Source organism: Thiosulfatimonas sediminis, from assembly GCF_011398355.1.
Classification (GTDB): domain Bacteria; phylum Pseudomonadota; class Gammaproteobacteria; order Thiomicrospirales; family Thiomicrospiraceae; genus Thiomicrorhabdus; species Thiomicrorhabdus sediminis_A.
Map to the genome: position 1 here is coordinate 90,770 of NZ_AP021889.1, position 24,152 is coordinate 114,921.

Annotated in this window: 16 protein-coding genes; 9 read left to right on the plus strand and 7 right to left on the minus strand. The window is 46.9% G+C overall.

Annotated features, from left to right (window positions below):
• Position 1: 1 nt before the first annotated feature.
• The 3 genes from HRR27_RS00400 (at position 2) to HRR27_RS00410 (ending at position 4,742) form a co-directional block, all read left to right on the plus strand.
• Entirely contained in the window at positions 2 to 1,690 is a 1,689-nt protein-coding gene (locus HRR27_RS00400) for a GMC family oxidoreductase (protein ID WP_173269218.1), read from the plus strand.
• Between the two features lie 232 nt (positions 1,691 to 1,922).
• Entirely contained in the window at positions 1,923 to 3,983 is a 2,061-nt protein-coding gene (locus HRR27_RS00405) for an ABC transporter substrate-binding protein (protein WP_173269220.1), read from the plus strand.
• 381 nt (positions 3,984 to 4,364) lie between these two features.
• Entirely contained in the window at positions 4,365 to 4,742 is a 378-nt protein-coding gene (locus HRR27_RS00410) for a hypothetical protein (RefSeq protein ID WP_173269223.1), read from the plus strand.
• 180 nt (positions 4,743 to 4,922) lie between these two features.
• Here the strand turns inward: HRR27_RS00410 and HRR27_RS00415 are convergent, their stop codons facing one another.
• Positions 4,923 to 8,039, minus strand: coding sequence for an efflux RND transporter permease subunit (locus HRR27_RS00415; RefSeq protein WP_173269225.1), 3,117 nt, complete (start codon positions 8,037 to 8,039; stop codon positions 4,923 to 4,925).
• Positions 8,039 to 9,205, minus strand: a complete 1,167-nt coding sequence (locus HRR27_RS00420; protein ID WP_173269227.1) for an efflux RND transporter periplasmic adaptor subunit — start codon at positions 9,203 to 9,205, stop codon at positions 8,039 to 8,041. Before HRR27_RS00420 ends, HRR27_RS00415 begins: the two co-directional genes overlap by 1 nt.
• Positions 9,206 to 9,423: 218 nt before the next feature.
• Between HRR27_RS00420 and HRR27_RS00425 the strand changes: the two genes are divergently transcribed.
• Positions 9,424 to 10,089 carry a TetR/AcrR family transcriptional regulator gene (locus HRR27_RS00425; RefSeq protein ID WP_173269229.1) on the plus strand — a complete coding sequence of 222 codons (666 nt, stop codon included), beginning with the start codon at positions 9,424 to 9,426 and terminating at the stop codon, positions 10,087 to 10,089.
• An 87-nt stretch (positions 10,090 to 10,176) separates the two neighbouring features.
• On the opposite strand, the gene HRR27_RS00430 is transcribed toward HRR27_RS00425, so the two are convergent.
• Positions 10,177 to 10,767, minus strand: a complete 591-nt coding sequence (locus HRR27_RS00430; protein WP_173269231.1) for a YceI family protein — start codon at positions 10,765 to 10,767, stop codon at positions 10,177 to 10,179.
• A 12-nt stretch (positions 10,768 to 10,779) separates the two neighbouring features.
• Positions 10,780 to 11,322, minus strand: coding sequence for a cytochrome b (locus tag HRR27_RS00435; RefSeq protein ID WP_173269233.1), 543 nt, complete (start codon positions 11,320 to 11,322; stop codon positions 10,780 to 10,782).
• A 94-nt stretch (positions 11,323 to 11,416) separates the two neighbouring features.
• Between HRR27_RS00435 and HRR27_RS00440 the strand changes: the two genes are divergently transcribed.
• From HRR27_RS00440 to HRR27_RS00450, 3 genes are read left to right on the plus strand one after another with little or no spacing between them, the layout of a single operon-like run.
• Complete coding sequence (locus HRR27_RS00440) at positions 11,417 to 12,340, plus strand: LysR family transcriptional regulator (protein WP_173269235.1); 924 nt, start codon at positions 11,417 to 11,419, stop codon at positions 12,338 to 12,340.
• Positions 12,341 to 12,384: 44 nt separating this feature from the next.
• Positions 12,385 to 13,656 (plus strand): MFS transporter, encoded by a 1,272-nt coding sequence (locus HRR27_RS00445; protein WP_173269237.1) that lies wholly within the window; start codon positions 12,385 to 12,387, stop codon positions 13,654 to 13,656.
• Between the two features lie 38 nt (positions 13,657 to 13,694).
• Positions 13,695 to 15,857 carry an AMP-binding protein gene (locus HRR27_RS00450; RefSeq protein WP_173269240.1) on the plus strand — a complete coding sequence of 721 codons (2,163 nt, stop codon included), beginning with the start codon at positions 13,695 to 13,697 and terminating at the stop codon, positions 15,855 to 15,857.
• A gap of 55 nt (positions 15,858 to 15,912) precedes the next feature.
• Here the strand turns inward: HRR27_RS00450 and HRR27_RS00455 are convergent, their stop codons facing one another.
• A complete protein-coding gene (locus tag HRR27_RS00455; protein WP_173269242.1) occupies positions 15,913 to 18,588 on the minus strand; it encodes a bifunctional acetate--CoA ligase family protein/GNAT family N-acetyltransferase in 2,676 nt (891 codons plus the stop codon).
• A gap of 24 nt (positions 18,589 to 18,612) precedes the next feature.
• On the opposite strand from HRR27_RS00455, the gene HRR27_RS00460 reads away from it, so the two are divergent.
• Complete coding sequence (locus HRR27_RS00460) at positions 18,613 to 19,539, plus strand: histone deacetylase family protein (protein WP_173269244.1); 927 nt, start codon at positions 18,613 to 18,615, stop codon at positions 19,537 to 19,539.
• Between the two features lie 152 nt (positions 19,540 to 19,691).
• Positions 19,692 to 20,201 (plus strand): hypothetical protein, encoded by a 510-nt coding sequence (locus tag HRR27_RS00465; protein ID WP_173269246.1) that lies wholly within the window; start codon positions 19,692 to 19,694, stop codon positions 20,199 to 20,201.
• A gap of 175 nt (positions 20,202 to 20,376) precedes the next feature.
• Here HRR27_RS00465 and HRR27_RS00470 read toward each other — a convergent pair whose 3' ends face one another.
• Together HRR27_RS00470 and HRR27_RS00475 are read right to left on the minus strand one after the other, a co-directional pair.
• Positions 20,377 to 22,065, minus strand: coding sequence for a BatD family protein (locus HRR27_RS00470; protein ID WP_173269248.1), 1,689 nt, complete (start codon positions 22,063 to 22,065; stop codon positions 20,377 to 20,379).
• The gene (locus HRR27_RS00475; RefSeq protein ID WP_173269250.1) at positions 22,059 to 24,152 is read right to left on the minus strand and encodes a VWA domain-containing protein; all 2,094 of its coding nucleotides are present in this window, start codon (positions 24,150 to 24,152) and stop codon (positions 22,059 to 22,061) included. Before HRR27_RS00475 ends, HRR27_RS00470 begins: the two co-directional genes overlap by 7 nt.

Sequence of the window (24,152 nt, forward strand, 5' to 3'; positions counted from 1 at the left end):
TATGGCGGTACAAAATCCTGATTTTGATGTTTGTGTGATTGGCAGTGGTGCCGGCGGTGGACCGGTCGCTTTACGTTTGGCTCAGGCCGGTTTCGATGTTTTGGTTTTGGAAAAAGGCCCTTGGCTCAAAGAAGAACACTTTAAAAAAGATGAGATGGCGTGTTGTCGGCACTCTATTTTTACCCCGAATTTAAAAGACGAGCAGCACGTTTTGGAGCAACTTTATGCGGACAAATGGCTTGGAGAAGCCACTTCCGAATCGGGTTGGAGTTTTTGGAATGGCAATATGGTCGGCGGCTCCTCGAATCTGATGAGCGGTTATTTTTATCGGCTTAAGCCGCAAGATTTTCGTTTGAAATCTGAGTTTGGAGAGATTGCCGGTGCAAATGTGGTCGATTGGCCAATCAGCTATGCCGAATTAGAGCCTTACTACACCATGGTCGAGGAAGAAGTCGGTGTTTCCGGTGAAGTGCAAGCGCATAAATTTTCTGAACCGCGTTCTACTGAGCAATTTTATCAAGCGCCCACTGCCGAACATCCGATTGTCAATCGTATTGATAATGCTTGCAAAGAACTCGGTTATCAGGCTTTGAAAACCCCGCGTGCGATTCTTTCCAAACCGGATAACGGACGACGTAGCTGCGAGTATTCCGGTTTTTGCGGTAGTTATGGTTGTGCGTCCGGTGCGAAAGGCAGTTCACGTGCGGCTTTACTCGATAGGGCTGTGGCGACCGGAAAATGCCAAATTTGGGCCGATAGCCAAGTCAGTAAACTGATTTCAGATGGCAGCGGCAAGGTGGTCGCGGCAGAGTATTTCGATCTTGAAGACCAACAGAAACAGGTGACTGCGAAAATCTTTGTGGTTGCCTGTCAGGCGGTGGAAAGTAGTCGTTTATTATTGAATTCGGTTGGTGAAAAACACCCTCAAGGTTTGGCGAACAATCATGGGCAGGTCGGTAAGAATTTACTGTTCTCCGCGGGCGGAGCAGGCAGTGGCGATCTGCCTTACGAAATGATGAGTGCGGAAAGCGCGCGCTTATTACAAACCCGTGGCCCATTTGTTAATCGTAATTTGCAGGACTGGTATTTTATTGATGATTTGGAGTTTGCCGATAAACCTGCAAAAGGCGGCACCATTGATTTTTTGTTACGCCACCCGAATGTTCTTTCGAAAGCCAAGTCTCAAAAATGGGATGAAAATGGAAAATTAATTTGGGGCGAGCAACTTCAGCAAAAAATTAAATCGGCGATTAGTGCGCAGCAAACCCTGAATTTTGAGGTGTTTAATGATTGGTTGCCGACCGATAATTGTTTTGTTAGTTTGGATAAAACGGTTAAAGACCGCTGGCAACAACCCGTTGCAAAAATTCGTCTCGGTTACCATGAGCATGATTTAAAAGTAGGCCGTTATTTAAGCGCAAAGGCGGAAAGTGTTTTACAGCAGATGGGAGCGAAAAATATTTCTTGGTCAGTCAGTGGTTCTCCGCCATCAAATTTAATGGCTGGCGGCTGCCGTTTTGGCGAGCAGATTGAAACTTCGGTGTTAGATAAAGATTGCCGCGCGCATGATTGCGAAAATTTGTATGTCACCGACGGTAGCTTTATGCCGACCGGCGGCAGTGTTACCTATACATGGACGATTTATGCCAATGCATTCCGTGTCGCCGATAAAATTATTGCTGCTCTATAGTGATGTTTAAGACGTCACAAAACTGACGGGTCGTGAAGTGGTATCAAAAAAATGGTAAAGGGTGCCGTTAATTCAAAAGATACAACCTATGTGATTGATTGGAGGACTTGTTCGGTGTCTTCCTAGATATTCGGCATTATTTTATGGTTTTATGGATATTTATATATAAATAAATTCTTTACCATTGCCTGATAAAAAACTATAGTGACTATTGTCTATATGAATTTTTACTATGATGTTAAGCACTTTATCAGCATTATTAAATGGTTGGGATTTTTATCCGATGCGCCGATTCCTAAATATCTTTCTTTCGTTGGCATTGCTGTTTTTGCCCGTTCAAATTGTGGTCGCGCAAAACGACTTGCAAGTGATGCCCGATTCGCAACCTGTCACACTTCAGTTGAGATGGACGCCGCAGTTTCAATTTATAGGCTATTACGCCGCTCTGTGGCAAGGCTATTATCAAGAAGCAGGGCTGGATGTCACCATTGTTCCGGGTTCTCCGACCCGCCAACCGCACCGTGAAGTTTTGGCTGGCCGGGTGAACTATGGCGTCGGCAACAGCGAAGTGTTATTAAATTATCTGCAAAACAAACCATTAATTGCGATGGCTGTGGTTATGCAACATTCCCCATCGGTATTCTTGACTCGCAAAGACAGCGGCATACGTACACCACAAGATTTGGTCGGTAAACGCGTTATGATTTTGGGTGGCGTCAACGACTTAGAGTTCTTTGCGTTGCTCGCCCATGAAGGTGTCAATCCCAAAGCGATTACTATCATGCCAAGTAGCTATCGTATTGATGATTTGCTTGAAGGCAAAGTGGATGTATTTAACGCTTATTTGAGTAATGAACCGTTTTATCTGCTTGAAAAAGGGGTTGAGCCTTTTGTGATTAATCCTGTCGATTACGGCGTGGATATGTACAGCGACATTCTGTTTACGAGTGAGAAAGAAATACAAGAGCATCCAAAGCGAGCCAAGGCATTTCTTGATGCCTCATTAAAAGGATGGGCTTATGCACTAGCTCACCAGGACGAGATGATTGAGCGTCTTTTACAGATGAAAGATATCGATAAAACGCGAGTTCAGTTAGAAAATGAAGCGAATGTACTGCAAAAACTGATTCAGGCAAGTAATGTGCCGCTTGGTAATATTAATCCTGGACGTTTTGAACGCATGTCTTTGCATTTGCAAGAGCTGGGTTTTGTGCAAGCGCCGCGCTCGGTTGATGAATTTATTTATGATCCTAATCCAAAAATAGCCAAGTCCACTTTTTTAAAAGCAATGACGTTAACCATTGCTGGACTTGTATTTGTGATTGTCTTGGCTGTTTGGTTTTGGCAAACGAATCGTCGACTGTATCAAGAGATTCGTTTGCGTCAAGAAACGCAACACTCTTTAGAAGCTTCTCGCTGTCATTTTCAAAGTATTGTTGAGAATTTACAAGAAGTCTATTACCGAACAGATATGCAAGGAAACATTCTCTATATCTCGCCATCGGTGGAAAAAGTTTTGCAACTCACGGCCGATCAGGTCATCGATACAAATATTCAAAAATATTATGCAGTTGGTTACCATCGTGCTGATTTTCTGGAAGCTTTAAATGCGAACAACGGTGAAATTAAAGACTATGAATTACGCCTTGTTGATGCTGATAATTCCGAAATTTGGGTGGCTACGAATAGTCAATTTTATTACGAAAAAGGCCAAATTGTTGGGGTGGAAGGAACGTTTCGCGAGATAACTCAGCAGAAAAATCAAGAAGCTTTGATGAAAACAATGGCGTTAGAAGACCCATTAACAGGAGTTTATAACCGCCGCAGTTTGATTCAGCATCTCAATTCAGCGATTAGTAATAACAAACTGCAGAACGGTTTTGGCGCGGTATTGTTTATGGATATCGATAACTTTAAACCAGTCAACGACACACATGGTCACGGCGTTGGCGATGAATTGCTCAAATTAATTTCGCATCGTTTACACCAATCGGTACGTAAAGAAGATTTGCTGTTCCGCATTGGTGGTGATGAGTTTGTTATTTTACTGACCTGGTTAGATACTTCCGATCGTAGTTTGGCGGAGTTGCGTGCGGCCAAAGTTGCTGAAACCTTACTAAACCATCTGAGAACGCCTTATCTGGTTGAATACGTTACGGTAAAAATCTCCTGCAGTGTCGGTATTAAAATGTTTCCAGATGCCTTATGTGATGCAGATGAAATTATCGAGCAGGCTGACCAAGCAATGTATAACGCCAAAAAACATGGCAAAGACCGTTATTACTTGAACTAACGACACACAGAATAAGTTCAGGTGATTTCAGACAAGAAAAAATTATTCTTGGTGTTTGCCATTTATTTTTCGCGCAAATCCCCCTTTCATTTCTTCAAAGCCTCAATCGGAGGCTTAGAAAGGCAATTTCATTGTTAAGCCTCTCATCCATAGCGATTGCGATGAGTGTTGAGACAAGCTAAGAATTTGCACTTTGCACTCTCTCACTTTAGTTAATCGCGACTTGTCTTGCGTCTTCTTGGTTGGTACGTTTTCTGTATACCGAATTTGTGAGCGTTCAATGGTGTAAAGCTGTAACCCAAAAAACAGGGTAAAAATACTTATAATTTATGGGGTAAAGGATGTATTATGTAAGCACTAATACTTATTTTTTGGTGATGTATGCAACATTCATTTTTTACTGTCTCCAAATTTTCTTTCGTTAGCTTGGTGTTAAGCTGCGCTTTTGCTTATTCCATTCTAAGTGTTCACGAAATTCAAGATATCGGCAATTACATGATTTCAGTGGTGCTGTCGATACTGGTTGGCGTGTTGGTCGAAATTATTTTCGCGCCGCTGAATACACCGATTGAGGCTTTAACATCGTTTAAATATCTGTTTGCGACCTTAACTAGTATTTTGATGTTTGATTGGCTGATTACCAAAGGGGTTGAAGCAAATGATGAGAAAACCTTTTTTCTGTTTGCTGCTTATCTTATTTTGGGGAGTATTTTTACGTTTATTTGCCGTAAAATCCGAGCGATTCGTGTCGAAAGGTAAAACCCTATTGCTTTCTTTAATTGAGCAGACAAGCCTTTACCAATTCGGTAGGTTGTCTTGAATGATATTCCAAAAGGCGTTTGATGTGATGAGAACGATGTGCTTAAGGGAAGACGGTGTCTTAAATCTGCCTCAGAACAGCCGACATGAGTCGGCTGATTGAGAGAGTGGTTGAGCCATTTAGCTTTCTTTAGGTGAAGCTTGTTTTCGTTCGCTAAAGCGCGCAATCAGTTTAAAGAACATCGGCACAAACAGCGGCGCGAGCGCCGTTGCGGCAATCATTCCGCCGACCAAACCGGTGCCGACCGATTCACGCGCGGCGGCACCGGCTCCGGTGCTGAGCATCAGCGGTACGGCAGCGATGGTAAAGGCCAGTGAGGTCATCACGATGGGACGGAAACGGCGTTTTGCAGCGAGTTGCGCCGCTTCATCCAACGGCATGCCTGCGCGGTGTTCCTGAATGGCCACCTCGACAATCAAAATCGCGTTTTTTGCCGACAGACCAATCAGCGCCAAAAGCCCCAGTTCAAAGTAAATGTCGTTACTTAAGCCGCTTAAAATCACCGCGATGGAGGCACCGAGCACAGCAAAGGGAACGGCGGTGAGCACCGCAATCGGAATTGACCAACGTTCATACAGAGCCGCCAAAATTAAGAAAACAAATAGCAGACCAAAAAGGAAAGCTTGGTTGCCGGAATTGGCGGCTTGTTTCTGCTGATAAGCTTCGCCGACCCAGCCGAGAGAATAACCGTCCGGTAGAACTTGGTTAGCGACTTCTTCAAAGGCCGCCAACGCTTGTCCCGAACTGTAACCCGGGGCGGGTTCGCCCATCATTTTCGCAGCGGGGAAGAGGTTGAAACGGTCAACGACGTCCGCGCCGGTGGTGCGTTTGAACTCGACCAAGGCGCTTAATGGAATCATTTCACCGCTGCGTGAACGCACAAAAACCTGTTGCAAGTCGTCCGGTGTTTGGCGGAAATCGGCTTCGGCTTGCAGGTTCACCTTAAAGGTTCTGCCATAGAGACTGAAATCGTTGACGTACAAGCTGCCGAAAGTGGCTTGCATGGCGGCAAAAATCTCTTGTGCGGAAACGTTCAATAGCTGCGCTTTTTCACGATCAACCATCGCTTCGTACTGCGGAATTTTGGTCGAAAAGGTGGTGCGAACCGAGGCTAATTCGGGACGTGCGCTCGCCTTGGCGATTAACTCGTCGGAAATTTTTGCCAGTTCCTCCGAGCCGGAGCCGGTACGGTTTTGCAAATAGGCTTCAAAACCGCCGGTCATGCTCATGCCCATAATGGTCGGCATACCGATCGGAATGCTGAACGCATCGGGAATGGCATTGAGTTGTCCGAACAGTTGGCCGACAATCGCTTGCGACTGTAAATCTGGGCTTTGGCGTTCGTCCCAGTGTTTCAGTTTGACAAAGCCGACGGCGGAATCGGTCCGGTTAGTAAAGGTCTGCAAATCAAAGCCGGCAAAGTTGATGCTGTGCTCGACGCCGGGGTGGTTGAGCAGCGTTTGACTGACTTGGTCGCGAGCCTCTTCGGTGCGGTTGAGCGCCGCGGCCGGCGGCAGATAACTCAGCACAAACAGCGTGCCTTTATCTTCTTGCGGCACTAAGCTTTTGGGAATACCCGATAGCGTGTCGTAGGTGATATACAGCAGGCCGCCGAACAGCAAAATGCTGACGGCGCTGTAACGCATCACTTGACGCACACCGAAAGAGAAGCCGCGAGTAATCCCCTCAAAACCGCGGTTGAAGCCGCGGAATAGAATATTCGGTTCGAGATGACCTTCTTTTAACATGGTGGCGCACAAAGCCGGTGTCAGGGTTAAGGCAACGATACCGGAGATTGTGACCGATATGACGATGGTGATGGCGAATTGCTTGTACATCTCGCCGGTCAGACCGCCGACGAAAGCGACCGGAATAAAGACCGCGCCCAATACCAAGACGATGGCGATAATCGGGCCGGTGATTTCCTGCATCGCTTTAATGGTGGCATCGCGCGCTTTGAGATGGTCGGAGCGCATGATTCGCTCGACGTTTTCGACCACGATAATGGCATCGTCAACCACGATACCGATGGCGAGAATCATACCGAATAGGGTCAACTGGTTAATCGAGAAGCCCAGCAGATACATGCCCACAAAAGTTCCGATAATCGACACCGGAATCGCCAGTACAGGAATCAAGGTTGCACGCCAGTTTTGCAAGAAGAGGAATACCACCAGCACCACCAGAATCAGGGCTTCGGCCAAGGTATAAATCACCTTGTCGATAGAGATTTGCACAAACTCGCTGGTGTCGTAGGGTACCGCGTAATTGAGGCCTTGAGGAAATTGTTTGGCGAGTTCCGCCAGTTTGGCGTCAATCAAAGCTGAAGCTTCAAGTGCATTGGCGTTGGGTTGTAAAAACACCCCCATCGGTACGGTCGGCTTACCGTCGAAGGTGGCGTTGAAGTTATAGGCTTGCGCGCCCAGTTCAACACGCGCCACATCTTTTAAGCGCAACAGTGCGCCGTTGCTTTCGGTGCGCAGGATGATGTTCTCGAACTCTTGCGGTTGGCTCAGACGACCGCTGGTTGTGACGGTGTAAGTAAAGGCATGGGCTGCATCCGGTTCGGCACCGAAACGACCGGCGGCAAACTGCGAGTTTTGTTGACGAATCGCGCTGGCGACATCCGCCGGAGTTAAGGCAAATTTCTGTAGTTTATTCGGGTCAAGCCAGACGCGCATCGAGTAGTCTTTGGCGCCAAACTGGCGTACCTCGCCTACGCCGGGAATCCGCGACAGCTCGTCCACCACGTTAATTAGACCGTAGTTGGCGATGAACACCGTGTCCAGACTGGAGTCGCCGGAGTAGAGGGCGATGACCTTCAAAATACTGGGCGAGCGTTTATTGACCTGCACCCCCAGAGCTTGCACTTCAACCGGCAGACGGCTCAAGGCACTTTGCACTTTATTATTGACGTTGATATTCGCTTGGTCGATATCGGTGCCGATTTTGAAGGTGACGGTCAGGTTAAGCACACCGGCCGACGAGGTGACCGAGTTGATGTACAGCATATTGTCGATGCCGTTAATGGCCTGTTCCAAAGGCGCGGCCACGGTTTCGGAAATGGTTTCCGCGCTGGCTCCCGGATAGGTTGCGACCACTTGAACTTGTGGCGGCACGATTTCAGGGTATTCGGCAATCGGTAGCGTCTTCATCGCCAGATAACCGGCGATGATCACAATCAGCGAAAAAACGCTGGCCAGAACGGGACGGTCGATAAAGGTTTTGGTGAGCATTATTTGCCTCCTGCCGGTTGCACATCATTGGCCGGTGGTAGCACGCTAACCGGGGTTTGCGGACGCAGTTTGATCAGATTGCCGACAATGACTTGGTCTCCGGCCTTAAGTCCGCTTTTGACTAACCATCGTTTGTCAAACTGTGCGGCCAGCTGCACCGGTTTCATCTGTGCGGTGCCGTTTTCTGCGACATACACAAAAGCTTGTGCGCCAACTTGCATAATCGCCGCTTCCGGCACGCTGAGCATCTCGCGCCACTCGCCGAGGGTGACTTGCAGACGCACATATTGTCCGGGTAGCAAACGCTGTTTATCGTTGTTGAAAGAAGCGCGAATCATCTGGCTGGCTGTTTGGGCATCTAATTGCGCGTCGATAAACTCGATTTTTCCGGCTGCGCTGACTTCACCTTGCGCGTTCAGTAAGGCAACCCTCGGTTGCGGGAAGATGTTCACCAGTCCGGCATCCGCTTGAGTATAGAGGGTTTGGCGCTCGCTATCGGCAATGGCAAAATTGGCATACAGCGGATCGGTATTGGTGATGGTGTTGAGTAAGGTAATTCCGGCTTCCGGGCTGACTAGGTCGCCGACATCCATTTGGCGTTCACCGATAATGCCGCCGATTTCCGCTTTAATAAGCGTGTCGTCCAAGTCGATTTGCGCGGCGAGCAATTGTGCTTTGGCGGCATCGCGGTCGGCTTGCGAAGTTTGCCATGCGGTGAAAGCGTCATCGACATCCTGGACACTGACCGAACCCTGTTTATGTAGGCGATTGATACGCTCGTAGTTGATTTTGTTCTGATTGACTTGAATTTCGCTGCTTTTCAAGCGTGCTTTGGCTTGCTCCACCGCGGCCACATAACGACGGTCGTCGATTTGATACAGTTTGTCGCCGGCTTTAACCGTTTGCCCTTCTTGGTAAAATTGCTTCTCGATAATTCCGCTGACACGGGCATGCACCTGTACGCTCTTGCTTGCTGCCAATTGTGCCGGATAGCGGGTCTGGTAAGGGAAATTCTGCGCTTGCACGACGTCTACCTGTACCGGCATGGCGGGTTGCTTGTGTTGCGCCTGCTCGTCTTCGGCGGCAAAAGCGGTTGGCGTATAGACCGCGGATAGGAGAAATGTGCACAGAAGAAGGTGAAGAAAAGGTCGATTTGCGTTTTTCATTGTTAAAGCCCATCCACAGAGGTTGTTTCTTTTAAAAGTTTCTATTGTAGTTAAAAAAGTGTAGTTGTCACTACTCTTTTAGATTAATCGATTATGATTGTCTGTAATGTTTCACCAAACCGAGCAACCTGCTGCCAGAGCGCTTTGCAGTATAATGCGCGGGTTGATAATATTTTTTGTTTATCGGTGTCGTGGGCACTGTCTGTTAAGGTGATTGAATGAGCAAAGTTGATCAGAAAAGTACACTGACGGACTCCCTGCAGCCGCCGCGTGCAGTGACCACCAATAAACGTGGTTTGGCGCGTCAGCAAAAATTGCTTGAGGTGGCGCAAAAACATTTTTTTGCCAATGGTTACGCCGGTGCGAACGTCAATGAAATCGTGCGAGAGGCGGGGGGGTCGTTGAATACTTTGTATCGTCATTTCGGCAATAAATTGGGGCTTTTTGAAGCGGTAATGCAAAACAAGGCCAATCAGCTTTTTTCACCGTTTTCGCACACAGATTTCTGGCAGGCAGATATGAAAAACAATCTGCTTGAATTTGGCCGCGCGGTGCAAAATGTTGCTTTGTCGCCAGATGGTTTAGCCATTCACCGTTTAGTTTCCAGTGAAAACAATCTGGAACAGGGTGAAATTCAGGAGCTGTTTTATACACTTGGCCCTAAGACAGCGATCACCATTTTGGGTGACTATCTGCAAGATTTACAAGCGCACGGACGGATTCAAATGAATGATTGCTATCTGGCCGCGGCGCAGTTTCTCGACATGATTAAAGGGCCGTTTTTCTATCCTGCATTGTTTGGTCAAATGCCAGATGAAGCAGCGATGGAAATCGCCCTACAACAGGCGGTTGAACTGTTTCTTAATGGTTGCGCTCGCCGCTGAACCTGCCGGCAAAAGTTTCCTGATGTTAGCAATGTTTCACGTGAAATCCATCTATCGGCAAGTTAGCCTCGTCTCAGTCTGCGTCAATTACTGACGAATGCCTTCAATATCAAGTGTCATAAATACCTCGGTTGAGGCGGGACCTAAATCGTAGGTAATGCCGAAATCGGCGAGTTTAAACTGGGTTGTACCGCTGAAGCCTGCGCGATAGCCGCCCCAAGGGTCTTTGCCCTCGCCGATTTTTTCAGCATCAATCGTCATTTTTTTCGTCACGCCGTTCAATGTTAAATTCCCGTTCACTTTAATCCCCGAAGCACTCTCCACGATGGAGGTGCTGACAAATTTGGCGTTTGGGTATTTGCTCACATTTAAAAAGTCGGCGCTGCGCAGATGTTTGTCGCGTTCGGCGTGGTTAGAATTAATGCTGCGCGTGTCGATTTCGACCATTACGCTACTGGCGTTGGGCTGAGCTGAGTCATAGGTAAAATGACCGCTGAATTGATCAAAGCGGCCGTTGAGCCAGCTATACCCTAAGTGCTGGATTTTGAACTGCACCGCGGCGTGCATACCTTTGCTGTCGATTTGGTAGCTGGCCGCTTGGACTGTTTGGGCGCCAAACAATAAACCGATGCTGAGGGAAAGAGTATTTAGTAATTTGACTGTCTTGAATGGGCGCATAATCTGCTCCTTTTAAGGTTTTAAAATTCGTGTAAGGGTGCGATCGCGATGAATAAAATGGTGTTTTAGGGCTGCGCTAAGATGCAGCAGTGCAAGGGTGATGAAGCTCCAAGCTAAAATTTGATGGATCAATCCGGCACGATCGGCTTGCAGTTCAAAGTGCCAGTCAAGCGCAGGCACGGTAAAAAGTCCAAAGACATCAATGCCTTGACCTTCGGCGGTAGAAATTAAATAACCGCTAAACCCAATCCCTAAAACTAGCCAGTAAAAGAGGTGATGAACGCTTTCTGCGATGCGGTTTTGCCAAGCAATCTTGCCGAGCGGCAGAGGTTTGGGATTGCCCCAGCGCCATATCAAGCGCAATAACATGAGTCCTAAAATCAATACTCCAAGTGCTTTGTGGAGTTCAGGCGCGCGATGATACCAATCGTCATAATACGTTAAATCAACCATCCAATTACCCAGTAAAAACGTGCCAAACAGCGCGACAGCCAAGAACCAGTGTAGGCTAATTGCTAGGACTCCATAGCTGTGCTGCGTGTTGCGCCACTGCATAAACTTGCCTTTTAGACGGAATAATTGGTAGTCATTAATTTATGTTTTTTCCAAAGCGGATAGAATAGCTAAATACTAAAAAGACTTTTTCCATTTGGGTGGTAATTGGAGTGCGTTGGCGATGCAGCATGATGTGTTGGAAGGAATGCAGGTTTTTGTGCAAGTAGTTGAAGAGGGCAGTTTTAGCGCAGCCGCGCAAACTTTAGGGGTCTCTCCATCTTTTGTCAGTAAGCAGATGAACAGATTGGAAGATCGTCTTGGTGCACGTTTGTTACAGCGCTCAACCCGCAGTTTGAGTTTGACCGAGGTGGGGCAGTTGTATTTTGCTAAAGCACAGACAATCGTGCGCTCGGCGCGTGAAATTGAAAGCAATATTCATTCGTTGCAAAGCAATCCATTTGGCCATTTAAAAATTAGCGTGCCGCAGAGTTTTGGACACCTTTTTTTGCAGCCGATTATCAGTGCCTATTTACAGCAATACCCACAGGTTGATGTGCAGATAGACTTTAGCAGTCGTCTGGTTGATTTAGCCGGCGAGGGTTTTGATGTTGCGATACGCTTAGGTGAAAACAAGGATTCGTCACTTATCAGTCGCAAATTGACGGAATTTAAGATGCTTACTTGCGCAACCGCTGAATTTTGGCAGAGCCACTCTGCGGTGGAACATCCAACACATCTGCGTGCCATGCCCGCGATTAAATATCATTACCAACAGGCGCCATTAATGCTGGAATATGTGGCAAATGGGAAGCCTTTGTATATTGATATTACCGCCAAGGCGCAGTGTAATCATCTGCCGTTACAGCTGCAGTTGGTCCTAGATGGCATTGGTTTTGCGCGCTTGCCCAGTTTTATTGCACAGCCTTATCTTCAGTCCGGTCAACTACAAGCGGTCTTGCAAGCCTATGAATTGCCGCAACAAGGTGTGTATATTGTCTACCCGCACCGTCATCATTTGTCAGCCAAGGTACGTGCGTTTGTTGATTTAGTTCACGCGCGTTTGAGCGACCCTTTGTGATTAGGCGCTTTTACTCAATCCGTTAAAAGAGATAAAAATGTGTTATGTGGCCAGTATTAACTAAAAAAACATTTCGAGCGTTTTTTGGCGTGCAGTTTTTAGGTGCGTTTAATGACAATTTGTTTAAAAATGCGTTGGTGATTTTAATTACGTTTAAACTCAGCGAGTCGCTTGAGCAGACCGGCTTATTGGTCACCTTAGCGGCGGGGCTATTTATTTTGCCGTTTTTGCTGTTTTCTCCTTTGGCTGGGCAGATTGCAGATGCCTATGATAAACGTCAGTTGATTCGTAAAATTAAACTTGCTGAAGTCGGGATTATGTTATTTGGAGGGATCGCCTTAATTCAGCAGTCGATTGAACTGTTGTTGTTTTCGTTGTTTTTGATGGGCGTGCAGTCGGCGTTTTTTGGGCCGATAAAATACGCTTTCTTACCGGAAATTTTGCCAGAAAACCAGCTGGTGCAAGGAAATGCGCTGTTCAGTGGTTCGACTTTTGTGGCTATCTTACTGGGTACGATTTTGGGTGGCATCGGGGTGATGTTGGAAAACGGCATTTACTGGATGGCGGCGACGGTTTTACTGGTCGCGTTACTCGGTTATGGGCTGAGTTTTTCGCTTGGCGCAATTGGCGTTAAACCGACAGCCGCTGAACCATTGCGTGTTTTCGGCAAAGCTTGGCCGATGGTAAAGCAGGCTCGTCAACATAAAGCCGCCTTTTTTGCGGTTTTGGGTATTTCATGGTTTTGGTTTTTTGGCGCGGTGATTTTGAGTCAAATTCCGACTTGGGTAAAGTACGATTTAGCTGCGGATGACCAAGTGGTTGTTTGGTTTTTAACGTTGTTTTCAATTGGCATTGCGATTGGATCAGCAGCGATTGCACAGCATTTGCAAGGAAAAGTGCATTTACGTTGGCATCCGCTTTTGTTGCTGATGATGAGCCTGAGTTTATTTACGGCAGTATGGATGAGCGTGCTGCATTTAAGCAGTGTAACGGCGCAAGACGCATCCATTATGAGCTTGTCGGCGTTATTAATGTCAAGTTCTGGCGTGCTGTTGAGTCTTAGCTTTTTCTTAATGGCGGTGTTTGGTGGCGCTTATATTGTGCCGTTGTATACCTTGATGCAGAGTCAAACGCCAGCGGCGCAACGCGGTCAGATGATTGCGGTTAATAATTTATTCAATTCGGGATTGATGGTGCTATCGTCAATTTTAATTATGCTTGGCTTTGCCATTGGCTTATCCTTAGCGACAATATTGAGTACTTTAGCGGTAATCAATATTTTGGTTATCTTGGGCTTTAGAAATAAAAATTTATAATAAAAACAAGTTATGGCTGGTTTAGAGGCGTGTGATTAATGAAGTGGTTGGTGAAACTTTTAGCGAAACTATTTTTTAAACTATTGTATCGAGTGGAAGTAAAAGGGCTGGAAAATTATCATGCGGTTGACCAAACTCAGCAACCGATGTTGATTATCGCCAATCATGTTTCATTGATTGATGGGCCTTTATTGGAGTTGTTTTTGCCCGGAAAGACCACGTTTATGGTTGATAAAGGGCATACTAAAAAATGGCATGAGCGCTGGATTTTAGGAATGGGCGATTATTTTACGGTCGATATGCACAGTCCCTATGCCGCCAAACACATGATTGAAGAGTTACGTTCTGGTAAACAGTGCATGATTTTTCCGGAAGGGCGTATCACCACCACGGGTGCTTTGATGAAAATTTACGATGGTACCGGTATGGTCGCGGCAAAGAGTAATGCCGCCATTCTTCCGGTGCATATTGATGGTGCGCTTTTGAGTAAGTTTTCTTATTTGGACGGGACACGTTTTTCATTTATCAAGTCGTTCTGGTTTCCGAAAATCACTTTGAGTATTGCGCCAGCGCAACAGTTGAAAGTTGCTAAGAATATGAAAGGCCACCAACGTCATCATGTATTGACCGAACAGGTCGCAAGTATGATGCGTTTAAGTGCTTATTTGGGCACAATTGAGCAACAAAATCTGTATGCCGCGCTGTTGCAGGCAAAGGCCAAATTTCGCGCCAAAGCGGTCTGTGTAGAAGACATTAACGACCAAGCCTTAAGTTTGAAAAAAATCGTACTTGCCTCAAAAGTATTGGGCAGGGCTTTGCATAACGCTTTGGGTGATGAAAAGCGCGTTGGGCTGATGTTGCCAAATGTGGCCGGTATGCCAGCATCGTTTTTTGCCTTACAGGCCTATGGTTATGTGCCGGCGATGATTAACTTTACAGCGGGTAATCATGCGATTCGTTCCGCCTGCGAGACCGCTGAACTGCGAACCATCATCACTTCTCAGCGTTTTATCGATGCGTTTGAACTGCAACCACTGGTGCGTGAACTGTCTTCTTCGGTGCGTTTTATTTTGTTGGAAGAGGTGCGTGAAACCATCGGTATCGGTGCCAAATTGGCCGGTCTGTTTACAGCAGCGGGTGCTTTACCCGGCGCAGGCGTGAATCCGGATTCGGAGGCCGTTGTTCTGTTCACTTCCGGCTCGGAAGGTGCGCCCAAAGGGGTGGTGTTATCGCATCAGAATATTATTAGCAATATCGAGCAGATTTCTGCGATGTTGAATTTATTGCCAGGCGAACAGCTATTTAACGCTTTGCCGACGTTCCACAGTTTTGGTTTAACGGCTGGAATGCTATGGCCGATTTTGAAAGGTGGCAAGGTGTTTTTCTATCCATCACCGATGCATTATCATCAAGTTCCGGAAATGGCATATCAAAAAAATGCGCGTCTGATTTTCGGTACCGATACGTTCTTTTCTGGCTATGCTCGCAAAGCCCATCCTTATGATTTTTACAGCTTACGAGCTTTGGTTGCCGGTGCGGAACGGTTGCGTCCGGAAACTCGTCAAGTGTATGCCGATAAATATCACCAGCCGATTTTTGAAGGCTATGGCGTAACCGAAACAGCACCAGTGCTGAGTGTGAACATTCCGACAGCGTTCAGACATGGTTCTGTGGGACAGTTTTTGCCGATGGTTGAATACCGTTTAGAACCCGTTCAGGGAATTGAACAGGGCGGCCGTCTGTTTGTCAAAGGGCCAAATATTATGCTCGGTTATCTTAAGCCAGATAATCCGGGGGTATTGCAGCCACCGGAAGGGGGCTGGCATGATACCGGCGACATTGTTGAAGTGGATACCGATGGATTTGTATGGATACGCGGCCGTGCCAAACGCTTCGCAAAAATTGGCGGCGAAATGGTATCGCTGACCGCGGTCGAAACCTATATTAACAAGTGCCACCCTGAAGGACACCATGTGGTGGTCTCCGTTGCGGATGAGCGCAAAGGCGAAAAATTAGTTCTTGTAACCGATGATCAATCTTTAAGCCGTCAATCAGTTATTGATGCGGCTAAAAAGGAAAACGTTTCTGAACTGATGATTCCGAAGACCGTTCTGTTAGTCGAGCAAGTACCGATGCTTGGTACTGGCAAAACCAACTACCCAGCAGTACAAGAACTGGTTGAGCAGCAGTTGGTAAAATAGTGTTAAGCTTTTTGTTGATTGGCCACGCCGCAGCGAAATGGGTGGCCAATGAGCGTTACAGTTTTTTCTCAACCAGCATTAAACCGCTGTCTTCCGCACAGGGCGCGAGGCTAAAGCCAAACTGTTGTGCTAGGGTTAACATTCCGGCGTTTTGTTTTAGAACTTCACCATTGAGTTTATCAAGGCCTTTACGGCGTGCGTCTTCAATCAGACATTCCAGTAGTTGTGAGCCGATGCCTTGGTGTTGATAGTCATCGCGCACGACGAGTGCAAATTCCGCTGTTTTACCATCTGGATTAATGCTGTAGCGGGTCACGCCCAGTTCAATCTGTTTGTCGTCCACTTCGGTGTAAGCGATAAACGCCATCTCTTGGTCATAATCAATTTGCGTGAAACGCACTAACATTTCTTGACTGAGCGATTTAACGCTTTGCATAAACCGTAGGAATTTAGTGTGTTCTGAAAGACTAGCGACAAACTCGGTTTCCAATTTGGCATCTTCGGCACGAATCGGACGAATACAGATTTCTAAACCGGATGGACTGCTAAGGTGTTTTTCCAGATTGGAAGGATAGGGGTGAATGGCCATATGCGAATAGGGCACGGTACTCTTGCTGGCCCGTTCGATGCGAATGCGTGCGTCCACTGCTAACACCTGTTCGTGGTTGGCCAAAACGGGGTTTAAATCCAGTTCGATGATTTCCGGTAACTCGCTAACCATTTTTGATAAATTCATTAAAATATCAACCAGTTGCGACATTTTTACCGCCGGTAAATGGCGATAATCGCCAAGCATTTTACTGACCTTGGTACTGGTAATCATGCGTCGCGCAATAAATTCATTAAGTGGCGGCAGAGCGCTCGCACTGTCTTTTAGAATTTCAACCATAGTGCCGCCAGAACCAAATGCAATCGCCGGCCCAAACACGGGATCGCGGCTAACGCCAACAATGAGTTCGCGTGCGAATGGCAGATTTGCCATTGGCTCAACGCTCACGCTGTGAATTGCATCGTCTGGGTAGTGCTTCGCCAGTTGTTTGAGCATGCTGTCATAACTGTGTTGCAGTTCGTGCGGGTTTTGGATATTTAATGCCACGCCACCGCTATCGGATTTATGAGTGATTTTGTCGGAAGACACTTTTAAAACAACAGGGAACCCAATGTTCTCGGCTGCCACTAAAGCTTCCGCAGCGGAATGCGCAATGATTGCCGGCGTGACCGGAATATGGAAGGCTTTCAGCACCGCTTTGGTTTCCATGGTGTTGAGTAGGTTACGGCCTTCATGTAAGGCGTGATGAATGATTAATTGCGCGGCTTGTAAGTCACATTTGGCGGTTTCGTTTGGTTCTGGAACCTGTTGTAACAAAGCTTGGTTATGGTGATATTGGCTAAGAAAGTGCATCGCCTCGACGGCCGCTTCCGGCGTACGGAAAGTTGGAATTTGCGCTTTATTAAACGCCTCGCGTGCTGGCCCCACTAACTTATCGCCCATCCAAACGGTTAACAACGGTTTTTTATGTTGATGGTGTTTTTGCATTTCAATTACCGCTTCGGCTATCGCGGTTGGATCAGTCATCGCTTGCGGAGTAAGCAGCACTAAAATCGCATCAATACTGCGGTCTTCTAGACAAATTTCAATCGCTTGTCGATAGCGTTGCGGTGTGGCGTCACCAAGAATATCAATCGGGTTATTGTGCGACCAATGTGCTGGCAAAATGGCATTCAAGGATTCTAAGGTTGCGACACTCAGTTCCGGCATTTGCAGACCCAGTTCGGCAGCCAAGTCGGTGGCTAAAACGCCAGGGCCGCCACCGTTAGTGACAATTACTAAGCGTTTTTGCTTGATGTTTAAATCGTAGGATAGGGTTTTTGCGGCTGAAAAAAGTTGGCTAATTGTTTTAGCGCGCACCACACCAGTTCGTTCAATTGCGGCATTAAAAATATCATCTGAGCCAGCCAGAGCGCCAGTGTGTGAAATCGCGGCTTTAGTGCCCTCCGGCATACGTCCGGATTTGAGCAAAATCACCGGTTTATTGCGTGCCGCTTTGCGCAAGCCGCTGAGAAAATGGCGCGCATCGGTAATGCCCTCGATATAAAGCAAAATGCTGTGGGTCTGTGCATCGGTCGCTAAGTAATCAAGAATTTCACCAAAATCTAAATCTGCGGCATCCCCAGTGGATGCGACCAGTGAAAAGCCGATTTGATTGCTTTCCGCCCAATCTAAAACCGAAGTGCAAAGTGCGCCGCTTTGGGAAACCAGCGCAAGTTTACCGTGGGTTGCCTGGTTTTTACTGAAAGTGGCGTTCAGGCCAATTTTGGGACGGATAAAACCCAGACAGTTTGGCCCCATGATGCGAATGCCGAGTTTCTGCGCGGTTCTCACCAGCGTTTGTTGTAACTGTTTACCGGCTTCGTCTTCAAAACCGGCTGAGAGTATCACCACAAACGGCACATTCGCTGCTCCGCACGCTTTTAAAATATCGATAGCCGTATGGCTTGGCGTGGCGACAATGGCTAAATCAATCGCTTGATTTACCTCATCTAAAGAGGCGTAGCATTCTTGACCCTGTACTTGCTTGTGTTTAGGATTAATGGCATAGATTTGCCCTGCAAAACCGGCAGTGAGCAGATTATGAAACGCTGTGCCACCAACGGATTCAGGGCGGTCACTGGCACCAAAAATCGCCACTGAACGTGGATTAAAGAGTTGTGTTAAATAATGGGGTTGCATAGAGCGCTTCCTAAAAGAGAGAAAATGTACCTATATATTAGCCATCCCTTGTGCAAAGAACATGACAACGGACAAGGACACCCCGAAAACTTGCAAAGAATTAGCGTAATCGAAGATCAATTGATTGCCCAAGGTCTGCTCGATTTTATGCTTATGCGTCAAGCACGGCAGGCAACTCAAGCAGATATCTTACGAGTGCACACCTTGGAAATGTGGGATTTTCTGCATCAAATGCAGCCCAAAGAAGGTCAATCAGTGGTGCAACTCGATTCGGATACGGCGCTGTCGGCGCATTCGATTACCGCGGCGCGCTATGCGGCAGGTGCGGTGTTGGATGGCGTGGACGCTTTATTGAAGGAATCCGCGAGTGGTGTTTTTTGCAATGTTCGTCCGCCGGGCCATCATGCGGAAGTCACTCGGGCTATGGGGTTTTGTCTGTTTAATAATGTTGCGGTTGGTGCAGCTTATGCGCTGCAGAAGCATGGTTTGGAAAGGGTGACAGTTTTAGACTTTGATGTCCATCACGGCAATGGCACCGAAAGTTTTGCGCAGAAAGAAACACGTTTGCAGTTTATTTCCAGTTATCAGCACGGTATTTATCCTTATCCCCGCACTGAAAGTGAGTATCCGAATATTTTCAAAATACCGATGAACAGCGGAACGGAAGGGGGCGAGTTTTTGCAACGCTGGCAAACCCAAGCGTGGCCAAAAATCCGTGAATTTAGACCGCAGTTAATTTTGATTTCTGCTGGGTTTGATGCCCATTTTAAAGACCCGCTGGCGGATCTTCAGTTAGTCGATCATGATTATGTTTTGTGGGCAAATTCATTGCTTAAATTGGTGGCTGAAATTGGTAATCCGCCGATTTTATCGGTGTTAGAAGGGGGCTACGAAAAACATGCGCTCGCGACCAGTGCTGGTGCCTATATCAAAGCAATGGCGCAATTTTAAAGGGGTTTATAAGCATTTTCCAGTAGGCATTTTTAGTGTAGTACAAATATTTTACCCGCCCTGTTGGGTTTTCATTTTTGTCGTTAAAATTCGCGATTTTGATACTTTTCAGTATCGAAAAACTCGTTTTTTTAATCAATTTGGAAATTCACATGAAACATTTTTTTGCTCTAACCGTTGTTTTAGCCGGTTCACTATCTGTTGCAAAGGCTGCTGATCCTTATTTTGGAATTGGGTTTCATCCAAATCCAGAATCAAAAACCATCGGTGATGTTGATTATGAGAGTGAAGTATTCTTGACCGCTAAATTAGGGCAAAGTAAATCATTCGGATATTTGGGTTGGTTTATTGAAGGTGGACTAACGCCAACAGCCGTCAATGAAAATGGTTCGACAGATTCTTCTTATTTGGATTACACGACATTCGGCGCGGGTCTTGATTTGCAATTAGGTGCAAGTGGTTTGAGTCTTTTTGCTGGTGGGGGCATGTCTTGGTCTAAGGCTTCAATCAAAATTAATGGCGTCAAATATTCGACGGAAGAAGAGATTGAAGAGACCTATTATAATGGCGGAATTGGGTATACGTTTGATTCCGGATTTGGTGTTGAAGGATCTGTAAACAGTGTTACCGGTTACGGTGTTGGTTTGCACAAGAAATTCTAATCAAATAGAACATTAGCCCGCGGTGACTTTACGTTAAGCAATCCGAAATTTATCGTGGTTGTTTTGCATAAATGGATTCGGTATCTGAATAGTTCGGCGCTATCGTTGACGTCTCTGTGGGCGTGATTTGCTAGGGCTGCCTAGAAGTTACGCTTTGCTTTCTTGCGGCAGCCAATCAAGAGGGGCGCTGTTTTGTCTTAGGATACAGTGCTTGTAACTCCGTTTTTTTCGTCCATGTTTTTTTCGATTCAGTCGGTCGTTTTAGCTTGCCGATGAGCGTGCAAATCTGCTGTTTTAGTTCTTGGTTCATTTCCTTATTGGTTTGCGCATCTGGTGCGTACAGGTTGTTTTCAAAACGCTGAATTTTTTGCCGCAGTTCGTCTGCATTTCGGTTTTTTAGCTCAGCTAAATGATGGATGTGCAACTCGGTTAAAAGATGTTTTCGCAGGTGTTGGTAAAAAGTTTTATCTTCTGCTTGGCACCATTGCTGTTGAGTTAATGCTGGGTTTGCGGCCTCGGTTTCGGCAGTGGCTGGGTTGATTGATGACTGGCGTTTTTGACCTCGCGCTAGCCACCACATTATTAAGGTAAGTACCCATGCGATGGCGAAGATAGTGGTCAACAACGGCCAGATTAGCCAGTCGAATTTTTCGGTATTTTCTTGATTGATGGCGGCTTGGCTGATTGGTTTAGTCTGGTCGATTGTCGGATAGTTGACCTGCCCAGTGGCGGCTTGGATATTGAAAGTTTGTGCTTCGATTTGCAAGGTTTCAAAAGCTTGGTTTGCTGTGTTGAACCAGCGAAGCTGATAAGCCGGAATACGCATTTCGCCCGCTTGGGTGGGGACAAAGTTTTGGGTGATTTGGATTCGGCTGACCACGCCGCTGGCAAATTTTTCTTCGCTACTTTGCGCTGGTTGGTTATACACTTTATAACCGTTGCCATCCGGCGCTTCAATCACTGGGAGTTGACTGGCTTTGAGCCCATAGGCTTGTAAGGTTAGCACGCGGCTCAGGCTATCGCCGACTTTGATGTCGCTTGGCGTGGTTTGCCATTGTGATTCCAAGAGCATTGATGCCGCAGGGAGCCATGGTTGCGCGTTGGAATAATTTTGCCCTAAATCTGCTGCCGGCTTGACGGTTAAAGTAACGGCATTGGATTCAGTTTCAATCACTTTCTGGTGGCCGTTATAATTTAACAGGCCGCGAATTTGACTAGGGGCGATGGTGAGTTCGCCACTACTTTGCGGAAAGAGCGCATAGATCCATTCATGTACGGTGTAGTTTTTACCGTCTATCACGGTGCTGTAGGTTTGCTCATCTTGCAGTGTTTCAGAAAGCGCATCTTTAAAAATTGGCGGGCGCATATTGCCTGTACCAGGCAGCATTTTGCCTTGATAATAAAGTCGCAAGCGGTATAGAAATTGTTGTTGAACAAAGCCTTCGGCGTTTTCGACCTCGGCGCGCATAAAGGCGATTTGTTCGTTACTTGTGCCGCTTTGATTGGCTTGTTTGACTTCGATAATGAGCGATTGACTGCTGATATCGCCGAGCGTTACCGCTGGAATAATTAATTTGCCGGTTTTTTTCGGTAGTAAGCGTAAATGCCAACGTGTCTTGGCGCTGGAGACACCATTGACGAACTCATAAAAATTGCTGCGTTGTCGTGACAGTACTTCAAAATTTTCGTCGAGTTGTCGATATTCCAAGGTATTACCAAGGGTTTGAAAATCGGCTTCGACCCAAAGAGAAATAATATCGCCCTGCTCGATCAGGTCACGCTCCACTTTCATGCTTAAGCGGTCAGCAAAGGCTAAGCTACTAAGGCTTAAAGCCAAGATAAAGACGAATAGCGTTTTTACCATGTTTTCTCCGGTTTTTTCTGACTCGGTTGGTTTTTGTATTGATAGTCGAACTTACGTTGTAAGAAAAGCCCTGGTTGATCGGGAATCTGTTGCAGCCAAGCATCGGTTGCCTGTTGTTGCTCCCAGTTTTTGCCGCCGATGCCATCGTTTTGCTCATCGTCCATAATGCGCGAAGCCCCGCCTATTTGTGTATTTTCTTGTGCTGGCTTATCTTGCTGATTTGGTTGCTCGTCAAGTTGTCCGGCACTGCCTTGTTGTTTGTTTTCACTATCGCTGTCATTTGGCTGGGTTACATCGGGTTGCGTTTGCTGTCCGGTACGGCTATCCCCAGCATTGCCGTTGGCGTCTTGTGTGCCTTGTTGTTGCGAGCCGGCTTGTTGGCCGTTTTGCGATTCTTGGCCTTGCACGGATTGTGGGTTAGTTTGATTCGGATTATCCGAATGAGATTGTCCTTTTTGTTGGCCTTCGGCGTTCTGTTCGGCGTTATTGACGTCTGATGGCTGCTCATTTTTCGGTTGCTGCTCTTCGCTCTGGCCGCCATCGCTATTGGCACTCTTTTGTTGTCGCTCCGCTTGCTCGCCTTGTGTGCTTTGATCGCCTTTTTGCTGTTGTCCGCTATTTTCCGGTTGGGTTTGAGTTTGCTGCGGCTGTGCATTTTGCTTAGTTAGCTGTTGCATTTGCTCTTGAAGCAGGTTGCTGATAAGGGCTAAGTTGTCTTTTGCTGCTTGCATATTGGGGTCGATTTTCAACGCTTGGTGATAGGCTTTTTCCGCGCCAGGTAAATCGCCGCTAAAGGCCAGTGCATTGCCGCGGTTGTAATGTCCTTTCGCGCTTTTGTCTTGCTCGAATAGCCGAGCCGCTTCTTGATAACGTCCTAGTCGATATAGGCTGGAAGCTTGCCACTGTTTATCTTCGAATAGCGCTTCGGCGGATTGAAAGTTTTCGCGCTGAAACGCTTTGTAGCCTTGTTGATTATGCGATTGGAAGATACTGCCTAAATCTTCCCAACGGTTTTCATTTGCGTTTTGCGCATAAGCGGTTTGCGGTGTGCTACTTAGCCCAGCCACAAAAGGGATAAGAAAAAGGCTAAAGAGTACGCCGCGTCGATACAGCAAGGCAATCAGCGGCACTAAAATCAACAAGAGTGCAGCCCCTTCATCAAGAGGATGAAGCACGCTTTTTTCCTGCTTTTGTTGGGCATCGGTAGCGGCAAAGTTGGTTGGTAGTAACCAATTAAGATCCTCATCTTGCACTTGCAGCGAGCGAATTGGCACTTGTAAATTTTGGCTGAGTTGCGCAAAACGTTGCGCTGGCAGTTGCGCGATAATCACTTGGTCGTTGGCATCGCGTAGCAGACCATGTTCCGGCACATTGATCGCCGCGCCTTGTTGTGTACCAACGGTCAATATACGCAGTTGATAATCATGCTCGGCAAACCATTGTTGTACGCGATTGATTTGCTCGGTTTCAAGGTCGTCGCTAATCCAGATAATCTGTCCTTGGGTGACGTGCGCGCCTTCCAGAAGTTGTTTGGCTTGTTCAAAGCCGGCGAGCGGATTAGAGCCATATTGCGGCATGATTAATGGATTGAGTGTCGGTAATAAGCCAAGTAGGGTTTGATTGTCTTCGGAAATCGGCGTAATGGTATGCGCGCTGCCAGCGTAGGCAACCAGTCCCACCGGCATTTCCGGATGTTGGCTGAGTAGGTCGGTGAGTTTGTAGCGTACTTGGGTTAAACGATTGGGGCTAAGGTCATCTGCCAGCATGGATAAAGATAAATCCAAAACAATCACCGTGCCTTGTTGTGATTTTTGTGCCGGAATTTCCACGCTTTTTAGGCTCGGGCCAGCTAAAGCGAGAGTGATTAACAGCCAAATAAACGCCAGAACCATTAAGAATAGGCGCTGTCCAAGTACGGATTGGTTTTGCGGCGATGACAATAGCAGTTGACGAAATTGCGGTGCGATAATTTGATGCCATGCTCCTTGTTTGGCTTTGACTTGCCAAGCTTTCCACAGCAACCATGCTGCCGGTAGCAGCGCCAAAAACCACCATGGACGTAGAAATGTTACGTCAAATCCGAGCAT

Excerpts from the sequence above, each read along its gene's own strand:
- HRR27_RS00430 (WP_173269231.1), bottom strand. The coding sequence starts at position 10,767 with ATGCGCCCATTCAAGACAGTCAAATTACTAAATACTCTTTCCCTCAGC.
- HRR27_RS00465 (WP_173269246.1), top strand. The coding sequence starts at position 19,692 with ATGAAACATTTTTTTGCTCTAACCGTTGTTTTAGCCGGTTCACTATCT.
- HRR27_RS00455 (WP_173269242.1), bottom strand. The coding sequence starts at position 18,588 with ATGCAACCCCATTATTTAACACAACTCTTTAATCCACGTTCAGTGGCG.
- HRR27_RS00435 (WP_173269233.1), bottom strand. The coding sequence starts at position 11,322 with ATGCAGTGGCGCAACACGCAGCACAGCTATGGAGTCCTAGCAATTAGC.
- HRR27_RS00405 (WP_173269220.1), top strand. The coding sequence starts at position 1,923 with ATGATGTTAAGCACTTTATCAGCATTATTAAATGGTTGGGATTTTTAT.
- HRR27_RS00445 (WP_173269237.1), top strand. The coding sequence starts at position 12,385 with ATGTGGCCAGTATTAACTAAAAAAACATTTCGAGCGTTTTTTGGCGTG.
- HRR27_RS00425 (WP_173269229.1), top strand. The coding sequence starts at position 9,424 with ATGAGCAAAGTTGATCAGAAAAGTACACTGACGGACTCCCTGCAGCCG.
- HRR27_RS00415 (WP_173269225.1), bottom strand. The coding sequence starts at position 8,039 with ATGCTCACCAAAACCTTTATCGACCGTCCCGTTCTGGCCAGCGTTTTT.
- HRR27_RS00420 (WP_173269227.1), bottom strand. The coding sequence starts at position 9,205 with ATGAAAAACGCAAATCGACCTTTTCTTCACCTTCTTCTGTGCACATTT.
- HRR27_RS00450 (WP_173269240.1), top strand. The coding sequence starts at position 13,695 with ATGAAGTGGTTGGTGAAACTTTTAGCGAAACTATTTTTTAAACTATTG.
- HRR27_RS00470 (WP_173269248.1), bottom strand. The coding sequence starts at position 22,065 with ATGGTAAAAACGCTATTCGTCTTTATCTTGGCTTTAAGCCTTAGTAGC.
- HRR27_RS00410 (WP_173269223.1), top strand. The coding sequence starts at position 4,365 with ATGCAACATTCATTTTTTACTGTCTCCAAATTTTCTTTCGTTAGCTTG.
- HRR27_RS00475 (WP_173269250.1), bottom strand. The coding sequence starts at position 24,152 with ATGCTCGGATTTGACGTAACATTTCTACGTCCATGGTGGTTTTTGGCG.
- HRR27_RS00400 (WP_173269218.1), top strand. The coding sequence starts at position 2 with ATGGCGGTACAAAATCCTGATTTTGATGTTTGTGTGATTGGCAGTGGT.
- HRR27_RS00460 (WP_173269244.1), top strand. The coding sequence starts at position 18,613 with ATGTACCTATATATTAGCCATCCCTTGTGCAAAGAACATGACAACGGA.